The organism is Anaeromicropila herbilytica (assembly GCF_016591975.1).
Classification (GTDB): Bacteria; Bacillota; Clostridia; order Lachnospirales; family Lachnospiraceae; genus Anaeromicropila; species Anaeromicropila herbilytica.
This window is the reverse complement of sequence record NZ_AP024169.1, coordinates 1,162,609-1,188,462: the sequence shown is the minus strand read 5'-3', so window position 1 is coordinate 1,188,462 and position 25,854 is coordinate 1,162,609. Positions and strand designations below refer to the sequence as shown.

The following is a 25,854-nucleotide window of genomic DNA, read 5'->3' as shown; positions in this document are numbered from 1 at the left end:
TCCCTTAAGTAACTGTTTCTCCATGAATCCATTACTATAATACATATACACTTTTATAAGATTCTCAAACATCCCAATTAAAATCTATACTACCATACCTATATATTCTTCGCAAGACTCTCTATTTTCCTCCAATACAAAAAGCCCTATGAATTAAGTAGAGTAGTAAATTCAACGGAATTTACTACTCTACTTAACTTAGAGCTTTTAGCTACATAATAACCTTTATGTCATCTTATTTACTTAATTTTTCAATACCGATACGGATACGTCTTAAGCTTTCTTCTTTTCCTAAGATCTCCATAATCTCATAAGCACCACCTGGTGATGATTGCTTACCAGATACTGCAGTTCTTAGTGGCCATAGACCTTGACCGTTTTTAATACCTTTTTCACCGATATAATTCATACATAATGTATTAAGTGCATCAACTGAATAATCTTCTTGTTTTTCTAATAATGGAAGAAGATCTTGTAAGACTTCTAAGGATATCTCATCATTTGTCTTCATCTTCTTATGAGTATACATAGCGATATCATAATCTGGTAATTCTTCAAAGAAATCAATATGATCTTTTACATCTAGGAAAGTCTCAATTCTAGTCTTCACTAATTCAGCAATTTTCTTAAGATCAAGATCTTTTGTTACAGTTTCTTTGATGTATGGAAGTACAAGATCATAATATTGATCAAATTCCATTCTCTTAATATATTCACCATTCATCCATCTTAATTTCACCATATCAAATACTGCAGGTGACTTGTTGATGTGATGATAATCGAATTCTTTCACTAATTCTTCTAATGTGAAAATTTCCTCATTGCTTGAAGAACTCCAGCCTAATAAACAGATAAAGTTAACAATTGCTTCTATTACAAATCCTTGATCAAGTAAATCTTCAAAAGAAGAATGTCCACTTCTCTTTGATAACTTTTTATGTTCTTCATTCGTAATTAATGGGCAATGTACATATACTGGAATCTCCCATCCAAATGCTTCATAAAGACGATTGTATTTAGGTGTAGAAGATAAATATTCATTTCCTCTTACTACATGTGTGATCTTCATTAAGTGGTCATCTACTACATTAGCAAAATTATAAGTTGGGAAACCATCGGATTTGATAAGAATCATGTCATCTAATTCTGAATTATCAACGGTAATATCTCCGAATACTACATCACTGAAAGTAGTCGTTCCTTCTGTTGGATTGTTCTGTCTAATAACATAAGGAAGGCCTTTTTTTAGATTTTCTTCAACTTCTTCTTTGGATAGACTTAAGCAATGTTTATCGTATCTTATGATCTCTTTATCATCACTATCAGATACTTTACTCTTTAAAGTTTCTAGTCTTTCTTTGGTACAGAAGCAATAGTAAGCTTCCCCTTTATCAACTAATTGTTTAGCATATTCTAGATAAATACCTGTAGCTTGTCTCTCACTTTGTACATATGGTCCATATCCACCATCTTTATCAGGTCCTTCATCATGAATTAGACCAGTCTTTTTCATTGTATTATAGATGATCTCAAGAGCACCTTCCACAAATCTTTCTTGGTCCGTATCCTCTATTCTTAATAAAAAGTCTCCACCTTCATGCTTTGCAATTAAATATTCATATATTGCTGTTCTTAGATTTCCTACATGCATTCTACCTGTTGGACTAGGTGCAAATCTTGTTCTTACTTTACTCATGATATCACTCCTGTACTTTATTCTTCTTGATTAATAAAAGCATTATATACCATCTTTCCATTGTTTTCAACACATTACACGTAAGTATTTCATATCATTCCTTATTTTTTCTTATTCTAGTAAACAAAATCTTATTAAATATACTCACAAATTTATTTAAAGTCTTCCCAGTAATTTTTAATATATTACTGTAAAAAAGACTCAAAACAAAGCACTAAAAACTTAGCCTCTATTTCAAGTCTTTATTATATTGAATTCATCTAAATTAATTTATCAATATTAAATAACGATATGGCAACTAACCAGCTTTGTGGAAAGAACTTCATTATCGTCCAATAGCTTGCTCCTTGGAAATTATATTCGGGTACTAATCTAAGTTTTGCTTCTATACTCCTTGCATCCTCAAACCATACTTCATGATCGCTACCATCACTATCCTTATATTTAAAAAATGGTGCTTGTGAAGTCTCATCATACTGGATGGCTGCGCCTACTTCTCTAGCGAGATTAACAGCTTCCACATTACCCAAGGATTTAGCTTGAGAAGTACCTTTTACAAATGGAAGTTTAAAGTCATATCCGTAGTTCGGTACACCTAAGAATATTTTCGCTGGATCAATTTCAGTTACTGCATAGTCAAGAACTTCTCTCACTTTATTAATTGGTGCTACTGCCATTGGTGGTCCAAAGGTAAATCCCCATTCATAGGTCATTAGTAGTACTTTGTTCGCTACCTCTCCAATTCTCTTATAATCATGAGATTCATAGAGTAGTCCTGGTTGTGTAGCAGATGTTTTTGGAGCTAAGGCAACCATAACTTCATATCCTTGTGGATTTAATTTGGTTGTAATATTCTTAATAAAATCAACATATGCTAGTCGATCTTCTGGTAGGATATATTCAAAATCAATGTCTAATCCATAATAATTTTTTTTCTTCATATTCTCAAGTACGTTATTTATTAGATTATTCTGTGCGGTCATATCATTGAGTATTGCATGTGCAAGTTCATTGCTGAACACTCCCTCACTTGTTAAAGTTGATATCAGCATAAGTGGTGCAACACCAAAGTTTCTTGCGGTATTTATTAATTGCTGATCATCAATAGGTATCAATGTACCATCTTTTGTAAATCCGTACGTAAATAATGTTGTATATGTTAGATATGGGAGTGTATCTAAATATATTTCACTTTTTATAAATGGATATGCATAACCATTTAATGCGATATTCCCAAGCTTTTCACCTTTAAAGCTTATTACCACTTCTTGCCCTGGAGCAAGTTTCGTTTCCATTGTAAGCCAACTATTATTCTGAATTAAATTTATCACAGATACATTATATTGTTTTGCGATACTTACTAACGTATCGCCTTCCTTGACAATATGTATCTGCTCTGGAAAAAGGATAACAACTGTCTGACCTTCTACTAATGGTTGGTTTGGATCTAACATATTATCCTGTGCTAATCTTGTTGGAGATACCTTATATTGACTTGCAATTGACTGAATGGTATCCCCTTTCTTTACTACATGAATTGTCATTAATCTACCCTTGCCTTTCAATTTTTAATGACCTATTCCCATAATGAATAGTGAATAGCAAGGTTGACGTATGAAAGAATTCCCACAATGAATTCTATAAACATATACTTTCACACTTTATTATTTGAGCAAGTGTGTTCAACCTTTCTATCATAGTATATGATATAGTAAGTTGAAAAGTTACCTTTTATTGATACAAGGTATTATACACTTGCCTAAACTCAGGACTATGAAGAACAGATGCCAAGCTGTAGAATATCATAATTGTAAAAAATAAACTAATGATAAGTTGAGCTCTTGCCCAATTCTTCTTTGTTTGTGCTACATTTCCCCCAAAGGACCATTTTAACAGCATAAAAAGGTAAACAAAAAATCCAACGAAAGGGATAAACATTAGTAGCATACTTCCGAGCCAATTTCCAAAGCTAATTGGTTCCTCTACTTCTCTATTTTCATGATTGATAATACCATAGTTTTCATTGGGTAAACGATATTCTTGTTTCGGTGCTTCTCGATATGAAGTTCCACAGTATTCACAAAAGTTAGCGCTTTCAGAGTCTGTATGTCTTCCACACACTTTACATTCCATAATTTTTCTCCTTTACATTAAGTAGCTCCTTTGTGAAGCCTCACTCTAAGATTATAACATATAAATTCCCAAATAGTATCCAACTTTTAAAACATTACATTAGAATTAACGTGCTCCTTTCTAAGTATCAAGTAATATAATAATACTTGATACTTAGAAAGGAGCACGTTAACCAGACTCTCTTTATAAATATTTTTAAGCTAATTCCTTAATAAATCTTTTTCGATATTCACTTGGTGATATTCCTTCCATTTTTCGAAATACATTAGAAAAATATTTTGGTTCAGAATATCCAACCTTATATGATATTTCCGAAATTGTGAATTCTCTTTCTTGCAGTAGATCTTTCGCCTTTTCAACGCGAATTTTCGTTAAGTATTCACAATAATTAATATCAAATGCTTCCTTCATTAGCTTTGATAAGTAATACGAACTAAATCCCACATAATTTGCTAAATGAACAAGTGAAATTTGTTTATTATAATTTTCACTAATATAATCCTCTATTTTTTCAACATAAACTTCGCTTAACATAATATCATCCTTTCATCTACACTACCGATAATTTTTTGATACTATAAAAGTCTTTCTCCCCATCAATTTTATGAATATAGTTAATATTCATAACACTTATTGTAATAATCTCCATTAAGGTAATTACTACTATTTCCCACACAATAAATTTATACCAAAATTTATTTTCGAATAAATTGTAGTTGAATAATGTAAATAACTTGATTGGTACTATTGATCTATCTCTTGTATCAGATATTAAGTTAGAATCACTTTCATTATCATCTTGAATAAATTTAAATGCTATAAATGTATTCTTCTCCACGTCATCTAAAAACGTATGCGAGATATATGTACTTGTTTTTACTCCCGTCAACTTCTCATGTATAGGCAAATGAAAGCTTATACTATAATTATTACTAATTCGGTTTTTCTGTGAATCAGTAAACACCAAAATACTATTGTTTAAAAAACTATAGTTTAGCATAATAAAAGAGATTAGAATGAACAATAGTAGAGAATATAATTGAATTCCTTGCGCCTTATTTCTACATAATTTATAAAACATCATAACCTCCTTACTTATTTTTACTCATTATATTTATTAATAAAATCATATAAAACAAACAAATAATTTTATAATGTTTTTACAATTAATAATATAAAAAGTAAATCTCCCCTTAAACTACTTCTGATAAATATAAATGTTTTAAATAAGACTTGCCCGTAATTGTTCGAAAGATTCTTTGATTAACTTCTTCTACTTCTCTCTTTAGAACATTATCCTCATAAATATTCACAATAAAATCAGCTTCTACTAATATTTGAAAATCTATACCATCAATCTTATTATATGAATGATGATTACCAATGATATAACAGATTCTTGCTAAAATATCGTCTTCTATATTTAAATTATTAAGCAATGTTTTAACAATATCTGGTCCAAGCTCTTCTTGTAACTTTCCACTTGACGATTGATATTTTTCTTCTGCCAACTTTATTCCAACATCATGAAGATATCCGCAGATTTCTATGATTAAAAGCTCTTTTTCGCTTACCCTTTCTTCCAAGGCAATACTTCTAGCAAAGGACGCAACTTTCATTGCATGATTAATTCTTCGGACATCATTTTCAAAATATTCAATTAAACAACGCGAAATATCGCCCATCATGTATTCCATATATTTCTCCCCCCTATTTAAATGTATATTTATTAACACTTGACTACTAAACATACTAATTTTATTAATTATATAGTCTATTCCATATTTCTTCAACTAGTTTTTTGCTTATAATGTAAAAGTTAATATAATTTTTATACATAATTTCTTTTCATATAGAAAAACATATGATACACTTAAGATAATTTAGTTTTTTATCCATAAGGCTGAACAATTTTTACTTAATTAAATGATTTAAATAAGAATAGGGACAAAGAAATGAGGTATTTTCATGGCAAAAGAAACAAGATTGGATGAATCCGCACAAATATATCAACCAAGAGATAATCGAACAGAAAAACAAAAATTACATGACATGACCTTTCATGAAAAACTCGAACATATCAATGCTTATTATAAATATAAAATAATAGCAGTTGTTGTCGTTGTTATTTTTATAATATCCGTACTACACACTGTTTTGACTCCTAAAGATGCAACGATATTTAATGCTGCAATTATTAATCAGTCACTCGATTCAAATAAGAAATCTGAATTCATTACTGATTTTGGGAAATATATTAATATTTCCAAGAAACAAAATATTGTATTAGATGATTCTTACTTTATGTCAGACAAAGATACACCTATAACGGTATCTTCTGCTGCAAGAGAAAAATTGCAAACCTATGTCTATGCTAACCAAATTGACGTTGTCATTGCTGATGAAAGCGACTTTAAAGCTTATGCAAATGCAGAATATTTCGATAATCTAGCCGACCGATTGCCAACTGACCTTTATAGCAAACTAACGGATAAACTTTATTTCACCAACACAGAAGATGATAAATCGGAGAAAGCTTACGGAATTTATCTTACCGACAATCAAGTAATTCGAGATCTTGGTATACTAGCGAAAAAGCCGGTGCTTGGAATTGTAAGTAACTCTAAATATAAAGATAACTCCATTTCTTTTCTTAAATATATTAACAATCTAAAATAACGAACAACCATACTTGTTCTATGATAAAAGAAACACATTTGATACTTGCTCAAATGTGTTTCTTTTATTTTTAACTAATTAATTCTTAGGAGTAATATAACCTTGTGCTTTTAATAATTCTGCACTTAAGATTGCTCCACCAGCTGCGCCTCGAACTGTATTATGTGATAATCCAACAAATTTATAATCATATACTGAATCTTCACGAAGTCTACCAATTGTAACGCCCATACCGTTTTCATAATCAACATCTAAGCTTACTTGAGGACGATTATCTTCTTCTACATAACGGATAAATTGTTTTGGTGCACTTGGAAGTTCTAATTCTTGTGGTAATCCTTTAAATTCAGCCCAAGCTTTTAATATTTCTTCTTTTGTAGGTTTTTTTTCAAAGCTAACAAATACTGCTGCTGTATGACCATTTAATACCGGTACACGAATACATTGTGTTGTAATAAGTGGAGCTGATGCTTTTTCAATTTTGCCATCAACAACCTTACCCCATATTCTTAGAGGCTCTTGTTCGCTCTTTTCTTCTTCCCCACCAATATATGGTATAATATTTTCAACCATTTCTGGCCAATCTTTAAATGTCTTACCTGCACCTGAAATAGCTTGGTAAGTAGTTGCAACTACTACTTTTGGTCCAAATTCTTTTAATGCATGTAATGCAGGTGTATAACTTTGAATAGAACAATTAGGTTTTACTACAACAAATCCTCTAGTTGTTCCAAGACGTTTCTTCTGAGCTTCTATTACTTCAAAGTGTTCTGGGTTAAGTTCTGGAACAACCATTGGTACATCAGGAGTCCATCTATGTGCACTATTATTAGAAACAACTGGTGTTTCAGCTTTAGCATAAGCGTCTTCAATCGCTTTAATCTCATCTTTACTCATATCTACAGCACTGAATACAAAGTCTACTTCTTTACTAACTTCTTCAACTTCATTTACATTCATAACTATAAGTTTTTTCACTGATTCTGGCATAGGTGTAGTCATCTTCCAACGATCACCAACAGCTTCTTCATATGTCTTACCAGCGCTTCTTGGACTGGCTGCAACAGCTACTACTTCAAACCATGGATGATTCTCTAATAATGATATAAATCTTTGTCCTACCATACCAGTACCACCAAGGATACCTACTCTTAATTTGTTACTCATTCTCATTCCCAGCCTTTCAAATTTTTGATGACCTATTCAAAAACTCCCATAGGCCTAATTAACAAAGTTGAAATAATTTTTTTCAACTTGACTCATCTCGTATTAATGTAACATATGATGCAAAGCACGATAGAAAACATTCCAAAGTATTTGTTCTCCTATCACGTACATTTGTCTTTCTAGTAAAATACTACACTTTTTTTCTTGAAAAATCAACAGTTTTTTCAATCCAATTTCATTTTCGTTAAAATTGGTGAAAGCTCTCAATGACTTTTACGATTGTTTGGTCATTTTACACATTACTGTATTATCAATTCACCTTGTTAAATTGAATGTATTACTTACTGACATTGCGTATTTTATATATTGCATTTACTTTATTGCATTCTTTAAATCACTGAATTATACTTTTATTATACTATATTATTTATACTACAAAATTAGTTATAAATAAAACGGTAATCACATGAATTTTATCTATAATTTATCAATCAACAATAGGAGATCATATGAGAATTGTAATACAAAGAGTAAAAAAAGCAAGTGTTCAGGTTAATGAAAAAGTGATTGGAGAAATTAATCATGGTTTATTAGTCTTATTAGGTGTTGGACAAGATGATACCGAAGAGGATTTGAATTATCTTGTTAATAAACTAATTGGAATGCGTATTTTTGAAGATAATGAAGGCAAAATGAACTGTTCGATACAAGATGTAAAGGGAAGTCTCTTAATTATTTCACAATTTACGTTATTTGCTAATTGCAAGAAAGGAAACAGGCCTAACTTTATGGAAGCAGGGGATAGAGAACTATCTTTTAAACTTTATAAACAATTCATTCAAAGATGTAAGGATACTGGTATTCCTACTGAGCAAGGCGAGTTTGGCGCTGATATGGATATATCGTTAATTAATCAAGGCCCTGTTACAATCACACTGGATAGCAGAAATCGTTAAGGATATAAAAGTCCCAACTTATGTATAAATACTAATACATAAATTGGGACTTAATATTAATTTACTGATCAGAGAATCTCAATTTAGGTAAACCATTCTTTGGTTTTTCACCGATCTGATACTCGTCAATGTGTAATTCTTTTTTCATTTCACTACTGAGTGATTCCGCGCATTCACGACAATATCTTCCATATCGAATGCTAGTTCCACATAATTCACAATTTAGGAATATTGGGGATGATTCAGGAATCATTAGCCTACCTTCTCTTAAATATGTCTTAATTCGATTTACTCTTACTCCAGTGTCTTTTGAAACCTGCATAATAGTAGCATCAGAATTATTATATACATACTCTTTTACTTTATTAAATTCAGCCTCATCTTCTTCTTTACACTTATTGCATATAGCTTTGTCAATACCCATGTAGCAAAACATTTTACCACATCTAGGGCATACTCTAATTTCTCCTGTCGTATTATTCATAAAACTCTCCCTTGTTAAAATATAAATAAAAATTTCATTTATAATTGCTTACCTTATCATTATCATTGTACAAAATATTATATTTTCGCAAATACCTTTATCATGAGTTAATATAAATTCAAAACATTCCTAAATCCATTATATCTTAGATAAACTAATTGTCAAACCCAATTAGACATTTCATGAACTTCTTTGTTGTTGTAGAGCTACAAGGATTTACTGAAACACTTCATCTTCAATACATGATTACAATATTTTTGTTATATAATATAATTATAAAGGATAATAGGTCATTTTTTAACTTTAGTTTATTATGAAGTAAATTAATTTTATACATTTTAATTTAGTTACTAAATTAAAACGAATCTATTGCATATCCAATATCAATCTGCTATTATGTGACTGTTTTTAGTGAATCTTAGGAGGTTTAATTTCATGTTTCATAAATCTAATTGTTTAATAGCTCAATCTGGAGGCCCTACGGTTGCAATAAATGCAAGCTTAGCAGGTATTATAGAAGAAGCCTTGAATAGTCCACAAATCGATACTATATATGGTGCATTAAATGGTATATTAGGTGTTTTAGACGAAAAACTTATAAATTTATCGAATACGTTTTCCAAAGACAAAGAAGCTCTTGATCTGTTAAAGAATACACCTTCTATGTATCTCGGCTCATGCAGATATAAATTACCTGAAGCAGGCGATGCAGATAGTGATTATTTAGAGATATTCAAAATATTTCAGAAGTATAATATTAAATATTTTTTCTATATTGGTGGAAATGACTCTATGGACACCGTTTCAAAATTATCTAAATATGCAAAGAAAATTAACTTTGACATCTCAATTATTGGAATCCCAAAAACTATTGATAACGATTTAAGACATATAGACCATACCCCTGGTTATGGTTCTGCTGCTAAATATATTTCAACCTCAATTCTTGAAATAGCTCACGATGCCTATATTTATGATATACAAAGTGTAATAATAGTTGAAATCATGGGACGTAATGCAGGATGGTTAACTGCTGCATCCGCTCTAGCAAGAAATGAGTATAATACAGCACCTCATTTAATCTACTTACCTGAACTTCCATTTTCAACAGAACAATTTATCACTGATGTTCAAAAAGAACTTTCTACTCGTAAACAAGTTATTGTTGCTGTATCCGAAGGAATCAAAGATAGCACAGGTGAATACATCTCAGCAAAATCTGGACAAGTTGATCAGTTTGGTCATGTCATGTTAAGCGGTACAGGTAAATATCTTGAGAATCTGGTAAAAGAAAAAATAGCTTGTAAAGTTCGCTCAATTGAATTAAATGTACTACAACGTTGTGCAACACACATTAGCTCTCTTACAGACATTAATGAATCCTGTATGTTAGGAAAAACCAGTGTACCACTAGCATTAGAAGGCTGCTCTGGTAGAATGGTATTATTAAGACGTGAAAGTAACTCGCCTTATACCGTTTCTTATGACAGTGTATCTATTGATGAAATAGCTAACAAAGAAAAATATGTACCAGTTGATTGGATATCAGAAAGTAAGAATGATATTACGGAGGAATTTATGGAATATATGCGTCCTCTGATTCAAGGAGAGCCAAAGCAAAGTTATAAAAATGGACTTCCTTCTTACCTTTCCGTGAATCACTTAATTCATGATTCTAATCAGGCTTAATTTACTAGATTAATAATATCAAGTTGTTTGATCATATAATTTATAAGCTAAAAAAGATACCTAAACATATTATTAGGTATCTTTTTTTCTATCACTAATTGTTTTACTTTTTCATGGATTTGTTCTGTTTATGAGTGATCATGAGTTAAGTCGTTCGATATCTCATAACATACCTCTAAGTATTCCTTCATCAATATTTCTAATTGCTCCATAGTATCAATCTCATTAACACGGTTTCTCAACTTAGATGACTTTGGATATCCAGTGGTATACCACGCAACGTGCTTTCTCATTTCACGAATTCCGATATACTCGCCTTTAAATTCTATCTGTAAGATAGCATGACGTAATATCATTTGTACAACTTCCTCTATGGTAGGTTTTTCTAAGATAATACCAGTTTCTTGATATTTCTTTATTTGTTCAAATAACCATGGATTACCACGAACACCTCTACCAATCATAATTCCATCACATCCAGTTGTATCAATCATATCTTTTGCATCTAAAGCACTAAATATATCTCCATTTCCAACAACCGGTATCGACACTGCTTCTTTCACTCTGCGAATGACATCCCAATCCGCTTTGCCACTGTAATATTGCTCTCTTGTTCTAGCATGTACAGCGACTAAACTAGCACCACTAGCTTCAATTACTTTAGCTATATCTACCGCATTATCGTCTTGATTTGTAAACCCTTTTCGTATCTTTACCGTTACTGGTTTCTTTATCGCTTTTACAACTCTTGACACAATTTCTGATACTAACTTCGGATTATTTAATAAGGCAGAACCCTCTCCATTATTTACAATCTTAGGAACAGGGCATCCCATATTGATATCTAATATATCAAAATTTAAATGTTCAATCTTTTTCGCAGTTTCACTTAATATTACTGGATCTGATCCAAAGAGTTGAAGTGACACTGGTCTTTCTTCTTCTTTTACAACAAGAAGACTTTCTGTATTCTTGTTATTATACATAATTCCTTTTGCACTAACCATCTCTGTATAGATTAAATCAGCACCTTTTTCTTTACATAATAAACGGAATGGAAGATCTGTAACGCCAGCCATTGGGGCTAAAATCAGATTTCCTTTTACATTTATGTTTCCTATCTGTAAACTCATTCTATTACCTTTTCTAATCTTATTATTTATTTTTTACACTTTTCATAAATAATTCGTAATCCTTTTAACGTTAACATTTGATCAAAATGCATTATTTCATCAGTAGCATCAGCAATAATTTTACCTAAACCACCGGTAGCAACAACTTTAATATTATCTAATTTACTTTCTTCTTTAATCTTTCGAATAATATATTCTGTCTGACCAATATTACCATATACTAATCCAGCCTGCATACTTGTAATTGTATCTTTCGCTAAGATGGAATCTGGTTTTGCGATCTCAATTTCAGGCAGTTTGGCGGTACCATTCCATAATGCATTAGCTGCAAGTCTCAATCCCGGACTAGTAATACCAGCTGCAAATGAACCATCCTCTAATATGAGATCATATGTTGTTGCAGTCCCAAAATCAATAACAATTACTGGCCCACCATATATATCATACGCTGCTACAGCATCTACAATTCGGTCTGGACCGATTTCTTTAGGATTGGCTGTAACAATCTTAATTCCTGTTTTGGTTCCTGTTCCGACAATAATAGGCTTCTTATTAAAGTACTTCATGATACCACTTGTAAAGGAATACATGATATTAGGTACAACAGAAGATATTATAACGTCTTCAATTTCACTAACATTGATATTCTTCGTTCTTAATAAGTCTGTAATAAATAAGCCATATTCATCCGAAGTTCTTGGTATTTTGGTCGTCAATCGAAAACTTCCAAGCAACGTTTCTTCTTTAAAAATTCCAAGCGTAATATTGGTATTTCCTATATCTACAACTAATAACATTCTTTCACCTCAGTATTTAAATCTCATAATCTACACAAGATCTGCTTTCTCTTACTTTTCCTATAAATTCAGCAACTTTTAAATGCTCTTCGTGATTGGCATAGATACTTAAGTCATCTAAATGATCAAAATCACAAGTTAAACATAATGTAGCGTTATCACTTGAAGCATTCTCCATATTAATGCCCACCTCGATATTTCTTAATACCGATATCTTATCCTTTAAGCTTAGTAAGGACTCTTTTGCAATCTCAGCATTTTCCAAGGCACTACGACCTTCTGCTTCTTTCTTAAAACCAAATAATACTATATGACGAACCATTATTCATCCTCTCCTTCTATAAGTTCACTCACATCTTCTTGTAGAAAGAATACTTTATAGTAGATTTCCAAAGCTTCTAATAGCTCTTGTTTCGTGTTTTGAAGTTCTTTAATTTTTAATACGCTACCTATCTCATCAAATAGTAAATCTTCTTCATCGGCAGTTACGTTAAACACTAATGTTCCATCTTCTTCATATTCCAATGTAAGAATTCCACCAACATCTTCTGTAAATAAGACGCACATTACTTTTAATTCATCTTTTATCGCTTCTGGCAAAGCATTAAAATCTTCGCTCAAAAAATATTTTTGTTCATATGCACTTGAACCGCATAATACTACTTTATCTAAGTACATTTTCTTGCCTCCATTTTCTATTTAATGTCCATTCCACCTAATACACATGTTGCATTTACATAAAGGATTGGACAAGTTTCATCTCTTGGTGGTACTGCTTTTACATCAACTCCACCTAAGATTGGTGTACTATTTACTACAACCTTTACATTACTAGGAAGATAGATATCTACTCCTCCTAATATACAATTTGCTTCTATTACAACGTCTTTTGTTATAATTGCATTTCTTAAGTCTAGATCCATTCCTCCAAGTATTGAAGTAATGTTCGCACCAAAGAATTCTTCCCTATCTATGCGGATTGTTCTTCCACTTAATATATTGGTATATGTTCGAATTAATCCTTGATATCTAGTATATGCAGTATAATCTTTACCATCTTCTGATTGATATCTTGTATATTCTCCTGAAGCTTGGCTATTAACGTTATTATATTCTGAATTGGTATTATAATTATTTTCAGATTTGTGATTACTGTTATTCTTAGCTTCGTTATAATATTCATCATAACCATTCGCTTGGTTTTGATACTCTCGGTATTGATCAAATCGTTCTCTTCTTCTACTGGATATACTGCGTCCTAGTAAGCTAATGCCAATAACTACTAGAATAAATGGCCCTATTAATCTTGACATAAATCGAATACTCACAAGATGTTGACTAGACAATAATAGCATAATACCAATTCCAAGTCCAACAATATATCTCATCTTATCTTTATTCTCGATTAAGCCAATAAGGCAAGGAATGATTATAAATAGTGTCCAGTATCCTCGAAACATTAGATGAATTTCAAAAATATTCAAAGCGTCTAACGCCAAGAATACCCCCAGTACTACTAGTAATACCCCACACATAATATAAGATATCGACCGCTTCATTTTTAAATCTCTCCATTTCTTATTTTATTTGATACGTCCACATACTACACCACATGGAAGTATATGGTTTATTTTACTTTTACACTATACTAAAAATGCCTAATTTTATCAATTAAAAATAGATTAATTTCATACTAGCCTACATGCCTGCGACTTGCTCGCAGGCCTAAATTCAACGTGTGAAATGCTTTTTATTTCACACTAGCTCCTATACATAATTGTATATTCCACGAACGGAAACTTCTCCAGCTAATACAGTTCGAACATGATCTGGATGATCAATATCATGAATCATTAGTTCTCCTTTTTCATTTATTCCAATTGCAATTGCTTCATATTCTTTACCGTATTCTATAATCTTTACCTGCCTTTTCGCATTTATCAATGTATCATTATATTCCTTCATAAATGGTTGTAACGTTTGTATCTCTAGGAAAACAAGATACATTTCTTCAAACTCTTTCACAACAGATGCTATTAACTCTGCTCTTTGAACTTTTTGTTCTGTCTCAACATATAATGAAGTTGCCATAGAAGCTAATTCGTTAGGAAATGATGTACGATTCACATTAATACCTATTCCAATTACAACATGGTTAATATAGTCTATTTCAGTACTCATTTCAGTTAGAACACCACATACTTTTTTATTATTTAAGATAATATCATTCGGCCACTTTATATAGGTATCCTTCTCCACTATTTTTGCTATACTTTTAGACACAGCAAGGGCTGCAAGGATTGTTAGCATAGATGCATTCATTGGATTTATCTTTGGTTTCAGAATTAGTGACATAAAGATGTCACATCCTTTATCTGAGCTCCATTCTCTACCTCTTCTCCCCTTTCCCTTTGTCTGAGATTCACTCACTACTAATAGACCGTCACTCTCTTCTTCCTCTGCTATTTTTTTAGCCACAAGATTAGTTGAATCAACCTCATCGTAAAACCTTACTTTCTTACCTATGTAATTCGTCTGCATTCTGCTTAGAATTTCACTTTCAGAGATAACATCTGAGGAATGGATTAGTCGATAACCTTTATTAGATACCGCTTCTATCTCGTACCCTTCCTCCTTCAACTGATTCATAACTTTCCATATAGCTGTTCTAGATACGCCTAGATTATTACATAGTTGCTGACCTGATACATAAGTATCACTATTTCTTAATATCTTTATAATTTCCGTTTTCATCTTTATTCTCATTAAATAACATATCTATTTGTAGGTATGTTATTACCACCAACAGTAGCTAAAAGAATCTATTTGTGGCATTCCTTTCTAGAATTATTTTCTCTCAACCCTTATTTCTCTTCTGAAATGTTAGTAAACTAATTCACTTCAGCTTATTAATTGTTACAGCATCTTTTTGCATCCTTTTTTATGCTCCAATTAAAAATACTCCGCAAAATATAACAATTAATCCAATCATAAAAAGACTCAAAGCAATTAGGGGTGTTTTCTTCTGTTTATATATTTTATAACTATTCAATATATTCATAAGACCTCCAATGCCAAATGCCAACTTTAAGAGTATTGTATTTGTTGGATGAATCAATATCAACACTATGAATATTACTAATATAATTCCTAATATAACATTTAACAAATCGAGGAATAAATTATTGTCTTTTATCACTTTTTTTATCTTTCCCATGAGTACCCCTTCCTCTCTTTTATTTTTCTTGTCCTATATTGTACCACATATTCATCCTTCTGGATAGAATTCCTCACATAAAAATCAATAAGAATCATACCTAGTGTGGTCCAGCTTCGCTGGACACACAGAACAAAAAAAGATAGAAAATTCTTAATGAACTCTCTACCTTTCTATTACTATATCTACTTCGTCTCACCTAACGTTGCAACCATAACAGCCTTTATTGTATGCATACGATTTTCTGCTTCATCAAATATTACTTCTGCATGTTCTTCAAAGAGTTCTTCTGTTACTTCATATCCTTTTACTGCAGGTAGGCAGTGTAATAGAATTGTATTCTCTTTCTTGGTTTTTCCCATCAATTCATGATTCACTTGATATGGTCTTAGAAGGCTAACACGCTCTGCTGCCATATCTTCTTCTCCCATGGAGCACCATACATCAGTATATATAGCATCTGCACCAGCTACAGAAGATAAATCTTTGGATATCGTAATTGTACTTCCAGAAGTAGCTGCATATTCCTTACAAGTAGATATAAGTGATTCGGATGGCCATAATTCTTCTGGTGCTAATATTGTAAAATTAATTCCAAGCTTACTGGAACCTATCATTAAACTATTTGCCATATTATTTCTTCCATCACCTACATATACTAAATTTAGTCCCTTTAATACTCCAAATTGTTCCTTAAGTGTTAGAAAATCAGCTAGGATCTGAGTTGGATGATATTGATCTGTTAGTCCATTCCATACTGGCACCTTGCTATACTTCGCTAACTTCTCAACTGTCTCTTGCTTAAACCCACGGAATTCAATTCCATCAAACATTCTCCCTAATACTCGCGCAGTATCCTCAACACTTTCTTTATGCCCTAATTGAATGTCGTTGGTACCCAAATATTCAGGATGGCCACCTTCATCTATACATGCTATAGTGAATGCACATCTTGTTCGTGTAGATGGTTTTTCAAATATTAAAGCTATATTCTTTCCTTGTAAGCTTTTCCCTGTAATACCTTTTTTCTTTTTATCCTTTAAATCCGCTGCCAAATCGATTAAATATTCAATTTCATCTGATGTAAAATCTTTAAGTGTTAAAAAGCTTCGTCCTTTTAAATTCATGTGTTACCTCCTATTAAGCAGATAGATTATCGTTAAATATAATTTAATATTTATACATATTATTGTTTGTATATACATTAACCTTTATCAAAACATTTGTCAAGGAGTATTCTTTATAATCCTATTCTAATATTATTTCTTTTAATATTAGTTAGTATAGCAATTATCCAGTACAATAGCGTACTGCTTTCAAAAATTTCTTACATACACGTAGTACAGATTCTTCGATAATTGTTTTTAATTAAAAAGACATAGTTTCTACAAATAAAAAAAATGCTCTGAAACAGAGCATTTTTTTCATAATTGTATTTTCACATTATAATTATAATAATTTGTCGTTACCAACCTCAGTTAATGACTTAACTAAACCAGCCATTCCTTGAATCTCAGATGGTATAATAATCTTTGTTGCTTTACCATCAGCAGCTTTTGCGAAGGCTTCAAGACTCTTAAGTTGAATAACTTCTTTTGTAGTACCAGCTTCATTTAAGAATTTGATACCATCTGCATTGGCTTGCTGTACTGCTAGGATAGCTTGAGCCTGACCTTCTGCTTCTCGAATGGTTGCTTCTTTCTTAGCTTCTGCTCTTAGGATAGCTGCTTGTTTCTCAGCTTCTGCTTCAAGAATTGCAGATTCTTTTTTACCTTCTGCAACTAAGACTGTAGATCTCTTTTCACCTTCTGCACGAAGAATTGATTCTCTACGTTCACGTTCTGCTTTCATCTGTTTTTCCATGGCGTCTTGAATAGCAGCTGGTGGAATAATGTTCTTAAGTTCGACACGAGTAACTTTAATTCCCCATGGATCTGTTGCAACATCAAGTGATACCCTCATTTTTGTATTAATTACTTCTCTTGAAGTAAGTGTTTGGTCTAATTCAAGGTCACCGATAATATTACGTAAATTTGTTGCAGTAAGATTTTCAATTGCCATAATAGGATTATCAACACCATATGCATATAACTTAGGATCTGTTATCTGAAAGAATACTACTGTATCAATTCTCATTGTAACGTTATCCTTAGTGATAACTGGTTGAGGTGCGAAGTCAACAACTTGTTCTTTTAATACAACCCTTCTTGCCACTCTATCAATGAATGGTACCTTAAAATGAATACCTACGTGCCAAGTATCTTGATATCCACCAAGTCTTTCTAATACATACGCTTGCGCTTGTGGTACCACCTTTACACATGATGCAAGGATTAATAATATTATTATTACCAATGCTATCGTAACTGCTTGCCCTAATTCCATGTTACATTTCCTCCCTTTTCTCTTTCACAATTAATTTTACTCCGACAATGTCAACTACTGTTACTTTCACTCCAGCTTCAATAATCTTCTCATCATCCGCTGCTCTAGCTGTCCATTCTTGACCATCTAAACTCGCACTTCCAGTAGCATTAAAATTATCAATTCTTGTTAGGACTCTAGCTTCCTTACCAATCAAACTTTGATAATTCGTTTTAACTGTTCTATTATTGAAGAACTTTACAGCAACTGGTCGGGTAAAATACAGCATTAATACTGATACTACAACGAATAAAACAATCTGGATAAATACACTTAGCCCAATAAGTGAACCAACAAAAGCAAAGAAAGCTCCTATTGCAAACCAAATGGTAGTTAATCCGAGTGTTATTATTTCTATTACTAATAATGCAGCTAATAAAATTAACCAATAAACAGATTCCATTGTAGTCATCCCCTCTCTTATAATTTACTTACCCTATTTTATCTCTTTCCTAGTTTCATTACAAGCAAACTTCCTTTTAAAATAGCTAGATTTTATATAATTTTAGAATTATTAACTTATTCCTTAATAACTTCTAATCTACTTTTAATTAGGATTATTTTAGAGAGTAGTATTCTTTATAAGATACTTTTACTTTTTAATTATAAATAATTTATCTTATTAAAACCATCGTACTTTCTACCTAAATTAGCCAAGGTTATATTAACCATGGTTACATTAGCCATAGTTATATTAGATATAGTTACATCTACTATCTTACTCTTTTTTGCGAATATACTTCATACATTAGAATCGATGCTGCAATTGCTGCATTTAAAGATTCAACCTTACCTGCCATTGGTATTTTCACATAGCAATCAGATAATTCTGCTGTTTCATCCGTAAGTCCATTTGCTTCATTACCAATTAATATACCAATTTTACCTTGATATACTTCCTCATCGTAGAATTTCTCTCCTTTTAAATGAGCCGCATATATTTGAATATTGTTTCTTTTCATTTCTAAGATAGCACTTTTTATATCTTCAACATAAACAAATGGCATTCGATATATTGATCCCATTGTAGAACGAATTACTTTTGGATTATATATATCTACAGAGCTTTTACTTAATATTACTCCTGTTACACCAGCTCCCTCAGCAGTACGAATTATCGTTCCTAAGTTACCTGGATCTCGTAGTTCTTCAAGAATGATAACCGTGGCGTCGTTTTGTTGACTCAAAGTGGAGAACTCATAAAATGGCTTCTTCACAACTGCAAGTATACCTTGAGGAGTCGTAGTATCAGATACTTCTTTAAAAATACTATCTTGCACAATTTCTACTTGATATTCTTTAATAATATCCCCTAAACTTTTTTCATTCTCATGATAAAAACTCTCGGATAGGTATACTTCAATTATACTATCCTTTGGAGTCTCATAGAACATTTTTATACCTTCTATTACGAAGGCATTTTGTTCTTCCCTTACTTTAGATTTCTTCTGTAATTTTATTAAATTTTTTATTTTATTATTACTTAGGCTACTTATCATTTTCTTTTCCTATCTTGTTACAAATATTTTATTTGAATTATTACATTTGTAATTTTATATTATTTTATTTATAATTTCTTCTTTAACTATTATATCAAAATATTTATTTTTATCAATCTAAGGATAAATTACTAGCTCATATACATTCACCATACAACTAAGAACTGATCTATATATAATCTATTCTCTTTTCTCGACTAAAGGCAATTTTATTAAAGTGATAAAAAGACTCAAACGATAACATTTACCGCCTGAGTCTTTACTATTACTTTATTATTACACCAGAATAGATTAATCCCTATTCTAGTTTTCTTGCATATTACTTAACTTTGCAGTTTGGTCTGCTGCAGTTAAACTATCAATAACTTCTTCTATATCTCCGTCCATAATTGCATCCAGACGGTGAAGAGTAAGCTTAATTCTATGATCCGTTACACGTCCTTGAGGGAAGTTATAAGTACGAATCTTTTCAGAACGATCGCCAGTACCAACTTGACTCTTTCTTGCTTCCGCTTCTGCGCTATGTGCTTTTTCTAATTCTAATTCATATAATCTAGAACGTAGTACTTTTAACGCTTTATCTTTATTCTTTAACTGAGACTTCTCATCTTGACATGAGATTACAATTCCTGATGGTATGTGAGTAAGTCGAACCGCTGAATCTGTTGTATTTACACACTGTCCACCATTACCTGATGCACGGAATACATCAAATTTACAATCATTCATATCTAATTCAACGTCAACTTCTTCTGCTTCTGGCATAATTGCAACTGTAATTGTAGAAGTATGGATACGTCCACCAGATTCTGTTACTGGAATTCTTTGTACACGATGTACTCCACTTTCATATTTTAGTTTAGAATAGGCACCATTACCACTAATCATAAAGATAACTTCCTTAAATCCACCTAAACCATTTTCATTGGAGTTCATCATATCAACTTTCCAACGATTTCTTTCAGCAAATCTTGTATATACACGGAATAGCTCAGCTGCAAATAATGCTGCCTCATCACCACCGGCACCAGCTCTGATTTCAACGATAACATTCTTTTCATCGTTAGGATCCTTAGGTAATAATAGAATCTTTATATCATTTTCAATTGTACCAATTCTTGCTTTACATTCGTTTAATTCTTCTTTTGCCATCTCGCGAATTTCCTCGTCTGATTCTTCTTCAAGCATCATTAAGCTTTCTTCGATACTTTCTTTTGTTGCTTTATACTCTTTATATTTTTCAACAATCGGCGTTAAATCCGTTTGTTCCTTCATCAGTTGACGGAATCTATTTTGGTCATTTACAACACTCGGATTGTTTAATTCATCCACGATTTCATCATACCTAGCTAATATATCTTCTAACTTGTCAAACATTTACAATTCCTCCACTTTACTATTACAAACATACTTTAACTAATTATAAATTTGCAAAAACAACACGGTCAAGGCCTGCTAAATCTTTTAAAATCTGAACAGAATGATAATCTGATTCTTCTAATAATCTCTTTACTTCATCACCTTGATCATGACCTATCTCAAAGAATATCATACCACCTTCTGTCAAATAGTTTTTTGCAACTTTTATAATCTCTCTATAGAAATAAAGTCCATCCTCAAAACCATCTAATGCAGTAATTGGTTCATGGTCTTTTACCTCTGGCATTAACTCATTGATAACTTCTGATTTTATATATGGCGGATTAGACACAATGATGTCGAACCGTCCCTCTATTCTATCAAATAAATTACTTTGTATCAACTCTACATTTACATTATGCTTTTTAATATTCTTTTTAGCAATCTCTAATGCACGTAATGATATATCTACTCCTACCGCACATTTTAAATGGCATAACTTTGCTAAACTTGTTATGATACAACTTGACCCTGTACACATATCTAAGACGGATTTATTATTTGCATATTTCAAAACTTCCAAGATCAGACATTCCGTATCTTGTCTTGGTATTAACACATCTGGACTCACAATATATTCCATCCCCATAAATTCTGCTACTCCAATAATATGTTGCAAAGGAATATGTTTTGCTCGTTCTTTAATGTATCTCATATATTTCTCATATAATGAATCATCAATATCCTTTTTGGGATTCATATAATATTCAATACGATTGATGTGAAATACATATTCCATGAGATACCAAGCATCTAGTTTTGCATCAGTAATCTCACTTTTACATAATAGATTTTCTCCATCCTTATATACATCTTCTAAAGATTTCATAAAAGCTCCCATCTATTTAATCTTCATCACCGTCACTATCATTTTCTTTGATACTTTCAATAATTTTTAATAATTCATCCTCTTCTTCTGCTGCAGCAGTTTCCGATACAGTATTCTTTAATTCACTTTGGTTAGATTCTATATATTCTTTCCAATCAAAAACACTCTCAACAGAAGCTATCGCAACCAATATCATGTCTTCATCTGGTTCCTTCGTAGTTAGTGCTTGTAACCACATTCCAGGTTTACTTAATATGTTAACAATTGCCGATTCACTTCTACCAGCTAATTTTATGAATTCATAAGAAACACCTGCAATAACTGGAACTAAAAGCAATCGAATTACTACACGAAGCCATACAGCTTCCACTCGAATACAGATAAAGAATAGTATACTAACGAACATTACTATAAGCATAAAACTTGTTCCACATCTTTTATGTTGTCTTGATTGCCACTTTACATTTTCAGGTGTCAGTTCAAATCCATGTTCAATACAATTTATGGTTTTATGTTCAGCTCCATGATACATAAACACTCGTTTTATATCATTCATTCTCGATATTAATACTATATAACCAATAAATATTACAATTCGAATTATTCCCTCTATTATAGCTAATATAGTATCGGATTTAATTTTATTTTCTAATATATTTGCAATGAAAAATGGTAATACCATGAATATAGCTATCGCTGCAATAACAGCTATTAAAATAGTAAGCCCCATTAGAACTTTTTCTGTTTTATCTTTGAATATACTTGAAATTGCATTTTCAACTTTTGATGGTTTTGTTTCTTCTTCCTCTTCATAAAAACTAGCCGAAAAAGTTAATGTCTTCATACCTATAACCATAGATTCAATAAATGCTAACATTCCTCTGAAAATTGGTAATTTAAATAATCTATATTTTTCTGATGCACTAACATATACATTTTTCTCTATAACAATTTCATTATTTGGCTTTCGAACGGCTACTGCGTAAACGTCCTTGTTCTTCATCATTACGCCTTCAATAACAGCTTGACCACCGATTCCTGAGGGTTTCACACCAATCACCACTTTCTTCTATATTTAATAATATATTCAAAGTAAATTTTAATTTAAAAATAGGCTGAGATTATTAAAACCTCAACCTGATTTTTATAGTTCCTAAGCATAGATAATTCTATGGCAAAGGTAGCTTTTAAAAACTCTGCTTGTACACAACTAGTAGTACAAGCATTCGTTTCATTCAATTTCTTAGTTATTTAAGCCATATTTACGGTTAAACTTATCGATAGCACCACGAGCTGAAGCAGCTTTTTGTTGACCAGTATAGAATGAATGGCATTTAGAACAAATTTCTACGTGGATATCTTCTTTAGTTGAACCAGTAACGAACTCATTACCACAGTTGCAAACTACTTTTGCTTGGTAATAATCTGGATGGATACCTTCTTTCATGTTTTCACCTCTTTACAAACTTAGTCATATCAAAATTTGATATTTTCATCAATTTTTCAATCTTATAAACAGCTTTTTTATTATATCATAATGTTACATTTAATGCAAGAACATTTATAAATATTTTTAAAAAATGATATAATTCGATATTTCTCTAAATGATTAATTCACGATTTTAGTTTTCTTAATTGTTTCGATGAATTCTGCATTTGTTTTCGTGCGCATAAATAATTCTATAATTTTCTCCAATGCTTCATCCGATTTTAATCCACCTAATGCTTTATGCATCAAATAGCTAGCTTCTATCTCGCTACTAGTTAAAAGTAGATCATCTCTTCTTGTACTTGATTTTGCTAAATCAATCGCAGGGAAGATACGTTTTTCTGATAAGCTACGATCAAGAACTAGCTCCATATTACCAGTTCCTTTGAATTCTTCAAATACAACATCATCCATTCTACTACCTGTATCAACTAAAGCAGTAGCTAATATGGTAAGACTTCCGCCTTCTCTCATATTACGAGCTGCTCCAAAAAATTTCTTTGGCATGTGTAAGGCAGCAGGATCAAGACCACCAGATAACGTTCTACCACTTGCTTGAACAGTAAGGTTATATGCCCTAGCCAATCTTGTGATACTATCTAGAAGAATAACAACATCTTTCTTATGTTCTACTAATCTTTTTGCTCTTTCAATTACCATTTCAGAAACACGTTTATGATTCTCAGGCAATTCATCAAAGGTAGAATAAATAACCTCTACATTTTTGCCTTCGATGGACTCTTTAATATCTGTTACTTCTTCTGGTCTTTCATCTATTAACAAAATAATAAGACTCATATCTGGATGATTCTTTGTAATTGCTTTTGCTACTTGTTTTAATAGTGTAGTCTTACCTGTCTTTGGCTGAGATACAATCATACCTCTTTGTCCCTTACCAATTGGAGAAATTAAATCTACCATACGCATTGCTACGCTTGCGCCTGGAGTTTCTAGATGAATTCTATCATTTGGGAATATTGGAGTTAGATCTTCGAACTTCTTACGTCTGGCAGCCTCTGCTGGATGAAAACCATTTACTTGTTTTACGTATAATAAAGCACTAAATTTTTCATTTTGATTACGAATTCTTGTATTTCCCGCAACAATATCACCAGTTTTCAGGTTAAATCTTCGAATTTGCGCTGGTGATACATATACATCATTTTCACCTGGTAAAAAATTATCACATCGTATGAATCCATATCCATCTGGAAGCACCTCTAAGATACCTTCTTTGGTTTCACCGCTATCTAATTGATCCATATCGGTAGGAATATAATTTGTTTTTTTACTTTCATTCTTTGTATTATCTAATTTTGAATTATCTACTCTCGTATTATCTGTTTTTGTATTATCTGTTTTTGTATTATCTGTTTTTATATTATCTGTTCTTACATTATCCAATGAAGATTTATCGTCTGATTTTGCTGTTTCTACTTTTTCGTTATCTTTGATATCCATATTTTCTTTTCTATCTGAATTCATATGCTCTTTATCTGCAGTATTATTTAAATCCTCAAAATTATTTAATATATCAATGAGCTCATGCTTTCTTAGCGTAGATATATTTTTAATTCCATTTGCTTTCGCTAACTCTTTCAGTTCAGCTAAAGACATGTTTTCATACTGGTTACTCATTTATATGCTCCTTTACTGGTACTATTTAATATAGGGTTTAGTATATTTGTTATTTAGATAATTTTCAAAAGCATTTACTATATAGTTAGCAATGCTAGAAAGTGTCATATGTTTCTATTACTTTTTTTGGTTTTTTTGGAATATTGAAGTATTGAGGAAATCTTGCAAAAGAAACGTTATAATAACGTACGATTCAAACAAATAAAAGTTTGCTACAATGAAACACGAAAACTACTATTAATTTTAGTACTATATCTTACTCTATTTATACTATATAACAGCCTTATCAATCTTGTAAAGACAAATTTCAAGAATTTACAATTTTTGTTTATTTCTATCCTAATACTATTCAGTCAACTTAAGAATTCAAATAGGTAATGAAGTTAATGTCTTTAGAACATTTGTTGTTAACATTTTATGTGCATTAGTTCAATAGAACTGTTGTGACCAAACAGTCACCATTCCTTATGTATACTCGGTTAAGATTATACACCATGGTATAACGAAAAAAAAGACCTATTTTATTTTATCGCAGTTTCTGTTTTTCTTGATTTGCTTTTTACAAAGTGTTATGATTATGCTAGTTTTATTATGTCTTATCCATT

27 protein-coding genes are annotated in these 25,854 nt (G+C 31.5%); 3 read left to right on the top strand and 24 right to left on the bottom strand.

Features of this window, described 5'->3' with window-relative positions; all coding sequences use genetic code 11:
- Positions 1–235: 235 nt before the first annotated feature.
- The 6 genes from gltX to bsdtb5_RS05195 form a co-directional block, all read right to left on the bottom strand.
- Positions 236–1,696: a glutamate--tRNA ligase gene (gene gltX, locus bsdtb5_RS05220; protein WP_271714980.1), complete on the bottom strand. Its 1,461-nt coding sequence runs from the start codon at positions 1,694–1,696 to the stop codon at positions 236–238.
- Between the two features lie 260 nt (positions 1,697–1,956).
- Positions 1,957–3,240, bottom strand: coding sequence for a glycosyl hydrolase family 18 protein (locus tag bsdtb5_RS05215; RefSeq protein ID WP_271714979.1), 1,284 nt, complete (start codon positions 3,238–3,240; stop codon positions 1,957–1,959).
- A gap of 187 nt (positions 3,241–3,427) precedes the next feature.
- Complete coding sequence (locus bsdtb5_RS05210) at positions 3,428–3,829, bottom strand: hypothetical protein (protein ID WP_271714978.1); 402 nt, start codon at positions 3,827–3,829, stop codon at positions 3,428–3,430.
- A gap of 195 nt (positions 3,830–4,024) precedes the next feature.
- Positions 4,025–4,363: a helix-turn-helix domain-containing protein gene (locus bsdtb5_RS05205; RefSeq protein WP_271714977.1), complete on the bottom strand. Its 339-nt coding sequence runs from the start codon at positions 4,361–4,363 to the stop codon at positions 4,025–4,027.
- A gap of 16 nt (positions 4,364–4,379) precedes the next feature.
- Entirely contained in the window at positions 4,380–4,910 is a 531-nt protein-coding gene (locus tag bsdtb5_RS05200; RefSeq protein ID WP_271714976.1) for a hypothetical protein, read from the bottom strand.
- A gap of 112 nt (positions 4,911–5,022) precedes the next feature.
- Positions 5,023–5,526, bottom strand: a complete 504-nt coding sequence (locus bsdtb5_RS05195; protein ID WP_330611942.1) for an HD domain-containing protein — start codon at positions 5,524–5,526, stop codon at positions 5,023–5,025.
- A 271-nt stretch (positions 5,527–5,797) separates the two neighbouring features.
- Here bsdtb5_RS05195 and bsdtb5_RS05190 point away from each other — a divergent pair, with 271 nt between their 5' ends.
- Positions 5,798–6,508, top strand: coding sequence for a hypothetical protein (locus tag bsdtb5_RS05190; protein WP_271714975.1), 711 nt, complete (start codon positions 5,798–5,800; stop codon positions 6,506–6,508).
- Positions 6,509–6,586: 78 nt separating this feature from the next.
- On the opposite strand, the gene asd is transcribed toward bsdtb5_RS05190, so the two are convergent.
- Entirely contained in the window at positions 6,587–7,675 is a 1,089-nt protein-coding gene (gene asd, locus bsdtb5_RS05185; RefSeq protein WP_271714974.1) for an aspartate-semialdehyde dehydrogenase, read from the bottom strand.
- A gap of 509 nt (positions 7,676–8,184) precedes the next feature.
- Between asd and dtd the strand changes: the two genes are divergently transcribed.
- Complete coding sequence (dtd, locus tag bsdtb5_RS05180) at positions 8,185–8,631, top strand: D-aminoacyl-tRNA deacylase (RefSeq protein WP_271714973.1); 447 nt, start codon at positions 8,185–8,187, stop codon at positions 8,629–8,631.
- 61 nt (positions 8,632–8,692) lie between these two features.
- Here the strand turns inward: dtd and bsdtb5_RS05175 are convergent, their stop codons facing one another.
- Complete coding sequence (locus tag bsdtb5_RS05175; protein ID WP_271714972.1) at positions 8,693–9,115, bottom strand: MerR family transcriptional regulator; 423 nt, start codon at positions 9,113–9,115, stop codon at positions 8,693–8,695.
- Between the two features lie 435 nt (positions 9,116–9,550).
- Between bsdtb5_RS05175 and bsdtb5_RS05170 the strand changes: the two genes are divergently transcribed.
- Positions 9,551–10,804 carry a 6-phosphofructokinase gene (locus tag bsdtb5_RS05170; RefSeq protein ID WP_271714971.1) on the top strand — a complete coding sequence of 418 codons (1,254 nt, stop codon included), beginning with the start codon at positions 9,551–9,553 and terminating at the stop codon, positions 10,802–10,804.
- Positions 10,805–10,932: 128 nt separating this feature from the next.
- Here the strand turns inward: bsdtb5_RS05170 and dusB are convergent, their stop codons facing one another.
- From dusB to rho, 16 genes are all read right to left on the bottom strand, one after another.
- Positions 10,933–11,937 carry a tRNA dihydrouridine synthase DusB gene (dusB, locus tag bsdtb5_RS05165; protein WP_271714970.1) on the bottom strand — a complete coding sequence of 335 codons (1,005 nt, stop codon included), beginning with the start codon at positions 11,935–11,937 and terminating at the stop codon, positions 10,933–10,935.
- Positions 11,938–11,963: 26 nt separating this feature from the next.
- Positions 11,964–12,734, bottom strand: a complete 771-nt coding sequence (locus tag bsdtb5_RS05160; RefSeq protein ID WP_271714969.1) for a type III pantothenate kinase — start codon at positions 12,732–12,734, stop codon at positions 11,964–11,966.
- A 16-nt stretch (positions 12,735–12,750) separates the two neighbouring features.
- The gene (locus bsdtb5_RS05155; protein ID WP_271714968.1) at positions 12,751–13,056 is read right to left on the bottom strand and encodes a Dabb family protein; all 306 of its coding nucleotides are present in this window, start codon (positions 13,054–13,056) and stop codon (positions 12,751–12,753) included.
- Entirely contained in the window at positions 13,056–13,412 is a 357-nt protein-coding gene (locus bsdtb5_RS05150) for a DUF6145 family protein (RefSeq protein WP_271714967.1), read from the bottom strand. Before bsdtb5_RS05150 ends, bsdtb5_RS05155 begins: the two co-directional genes overlap by 1 nt.
- Positions 13,413–13,429: 17 nt before the next feature.
- Entirely contained in the window at positions 13,430–14,293 is an 864-nt protein-coding gene (locus bsdtb5_RS05145; protein WP_271714966.1) for a LiaF transmembrane domain-containing protein, read from the bottom strand.
- Between the two features lie 208 nt (positions 14,294–14,501).
- Complete coding sequence (locus tag bsdtb5_RS05140) at positions 14,502–15,488, bottom strand: biotin--[acetyl-CoA-carboxylase] ligase (RefSeq protein ID WP_271714965.1); 987 nt, start codon at positions 15,486–15,488, stop codon at positions 14,502–14,504.
- 187 nt (positions 15,489–15,675) lie between these two features.
- The gene (locus bsdtb5_RS05135; protein WP_271714964.1) at positions 15,676–15,951 is read right to left on the bottom strand and encodes a hypothetical protein; all 276 of its coding nucleotides are present in this window, start codon (positions 15,949–15,951) and stop codon (positions 15,676–15,678) included.
- 185 nt (positions 15,952–16,136) lie between these two features.
- Positions 16,137–17,078 carry an ornithine carbamoyltransferase gene (argF, locus tag bsdtb5_RS05130; protein WP_271714963.1) on the bottom strand — a complete coding sequence of 314 codons (942 nt, stop codon included), beginning with the start codon at positions 17,076–17,078 and terminating at the stop codon, positions 16,137–16,139.
- A 322-nt stretch (positions 17,079–17,400) separates the two neighbouring features.
- Entirely contained in the window at positions 17,401–18,336 is a 936-nt protein-coding gene (locus bsdtb5_RS05125; RefSeq protein WP_271714962.1) for an SPFH domain-containing protein, read from the bottom strand.
- 1 nt (position 18,337) lies between these two features.
- Complete coding sequence (locus bsdtb5_RS05120) at positions 18,338–18,778, bottom strand: NfeD family protein (RefSeq protein WP_271714961.1); 441 nt, start codon at positions 18,776–18,778, stop codon at positions 18,338–18,340.
- Positions 18,779–19,088: 310 nt separating this feature from the next.
- Complete coding sequence (locus bsdtb5_RS05115) at positions 19,089–19,874, bottom strand: TrmH family RNA methyltransferase (RefSeq protein WP_271714960.1); 786 nt, start codon at positions 19,872–19,874, stop codon at positions 19,089–19,091.
- A 303-nt stretch (positions 19,875–20,177) separates the two neighbouring features.
- Positions 20,178–21,251 carry a peptide chain release factor 1 gene (prfA, locus tag bsdtb5_RS05110; protein ID WP_271714959.1) on the bottom strand — a complete coding sequence of 358 codons (1,074 nt, stop codon included), beginning with the start codon at positions 21,249–21,251 and terminating at the stop codon, positions 20,178–20,180.
- Between the two features lie 43 nt (positions 21,252–21,294).
- Positions 21,295–22,122, bottom strand: coding sequence for a peptide chain release factor N(5)-glutamine methyltransferase (gene prmC, locus bsdtb5_RS05105; protein WP_271714958.1), 828 nt, complete (start codon positions 22,120–22,122; stop codon positions 21,295–21,297).
- A 16-nt stretch (positions 22,123–22,138) separates the two neighbouring features.
- Positions 22,139–23,173: a DUF1385 domain-containing protein gene (locus tag bsdtb5_RS05100; RefSeq protein ID WP_271716051.1), complete on the bottom strand. Its 1,035-nt coding sequence runs from the start codon at positions 23,171–23,173 to the stop codon at positions 22,139–22,141.
- 192 nt (positions 23,174–23,365) lie between these two features.
- A complete protein-coding gene (rpmE, locus tag bsdtb5_RS05095) occupies positions 23,366–23,569 on the bottom strand; it encodes a 50S ribosomal protein L31 (protein WP_271714957.1) in 204 nt (67 codons plus the stop codon).
- A gap of 162 nt (positions 23,570–23,731) precedes the next feature.
- Entirely contained in the window at positions 23,732–25,249 is a 1,518-nt protein-coding gene (gene rho / locus bsdtb5_RS05090; protein ID WP_271714956.1) for a transcription termination factor Rho, read from the bottom strand.
- Positions 25,250–25,854 lie beyond the last annotated feature (605 nt).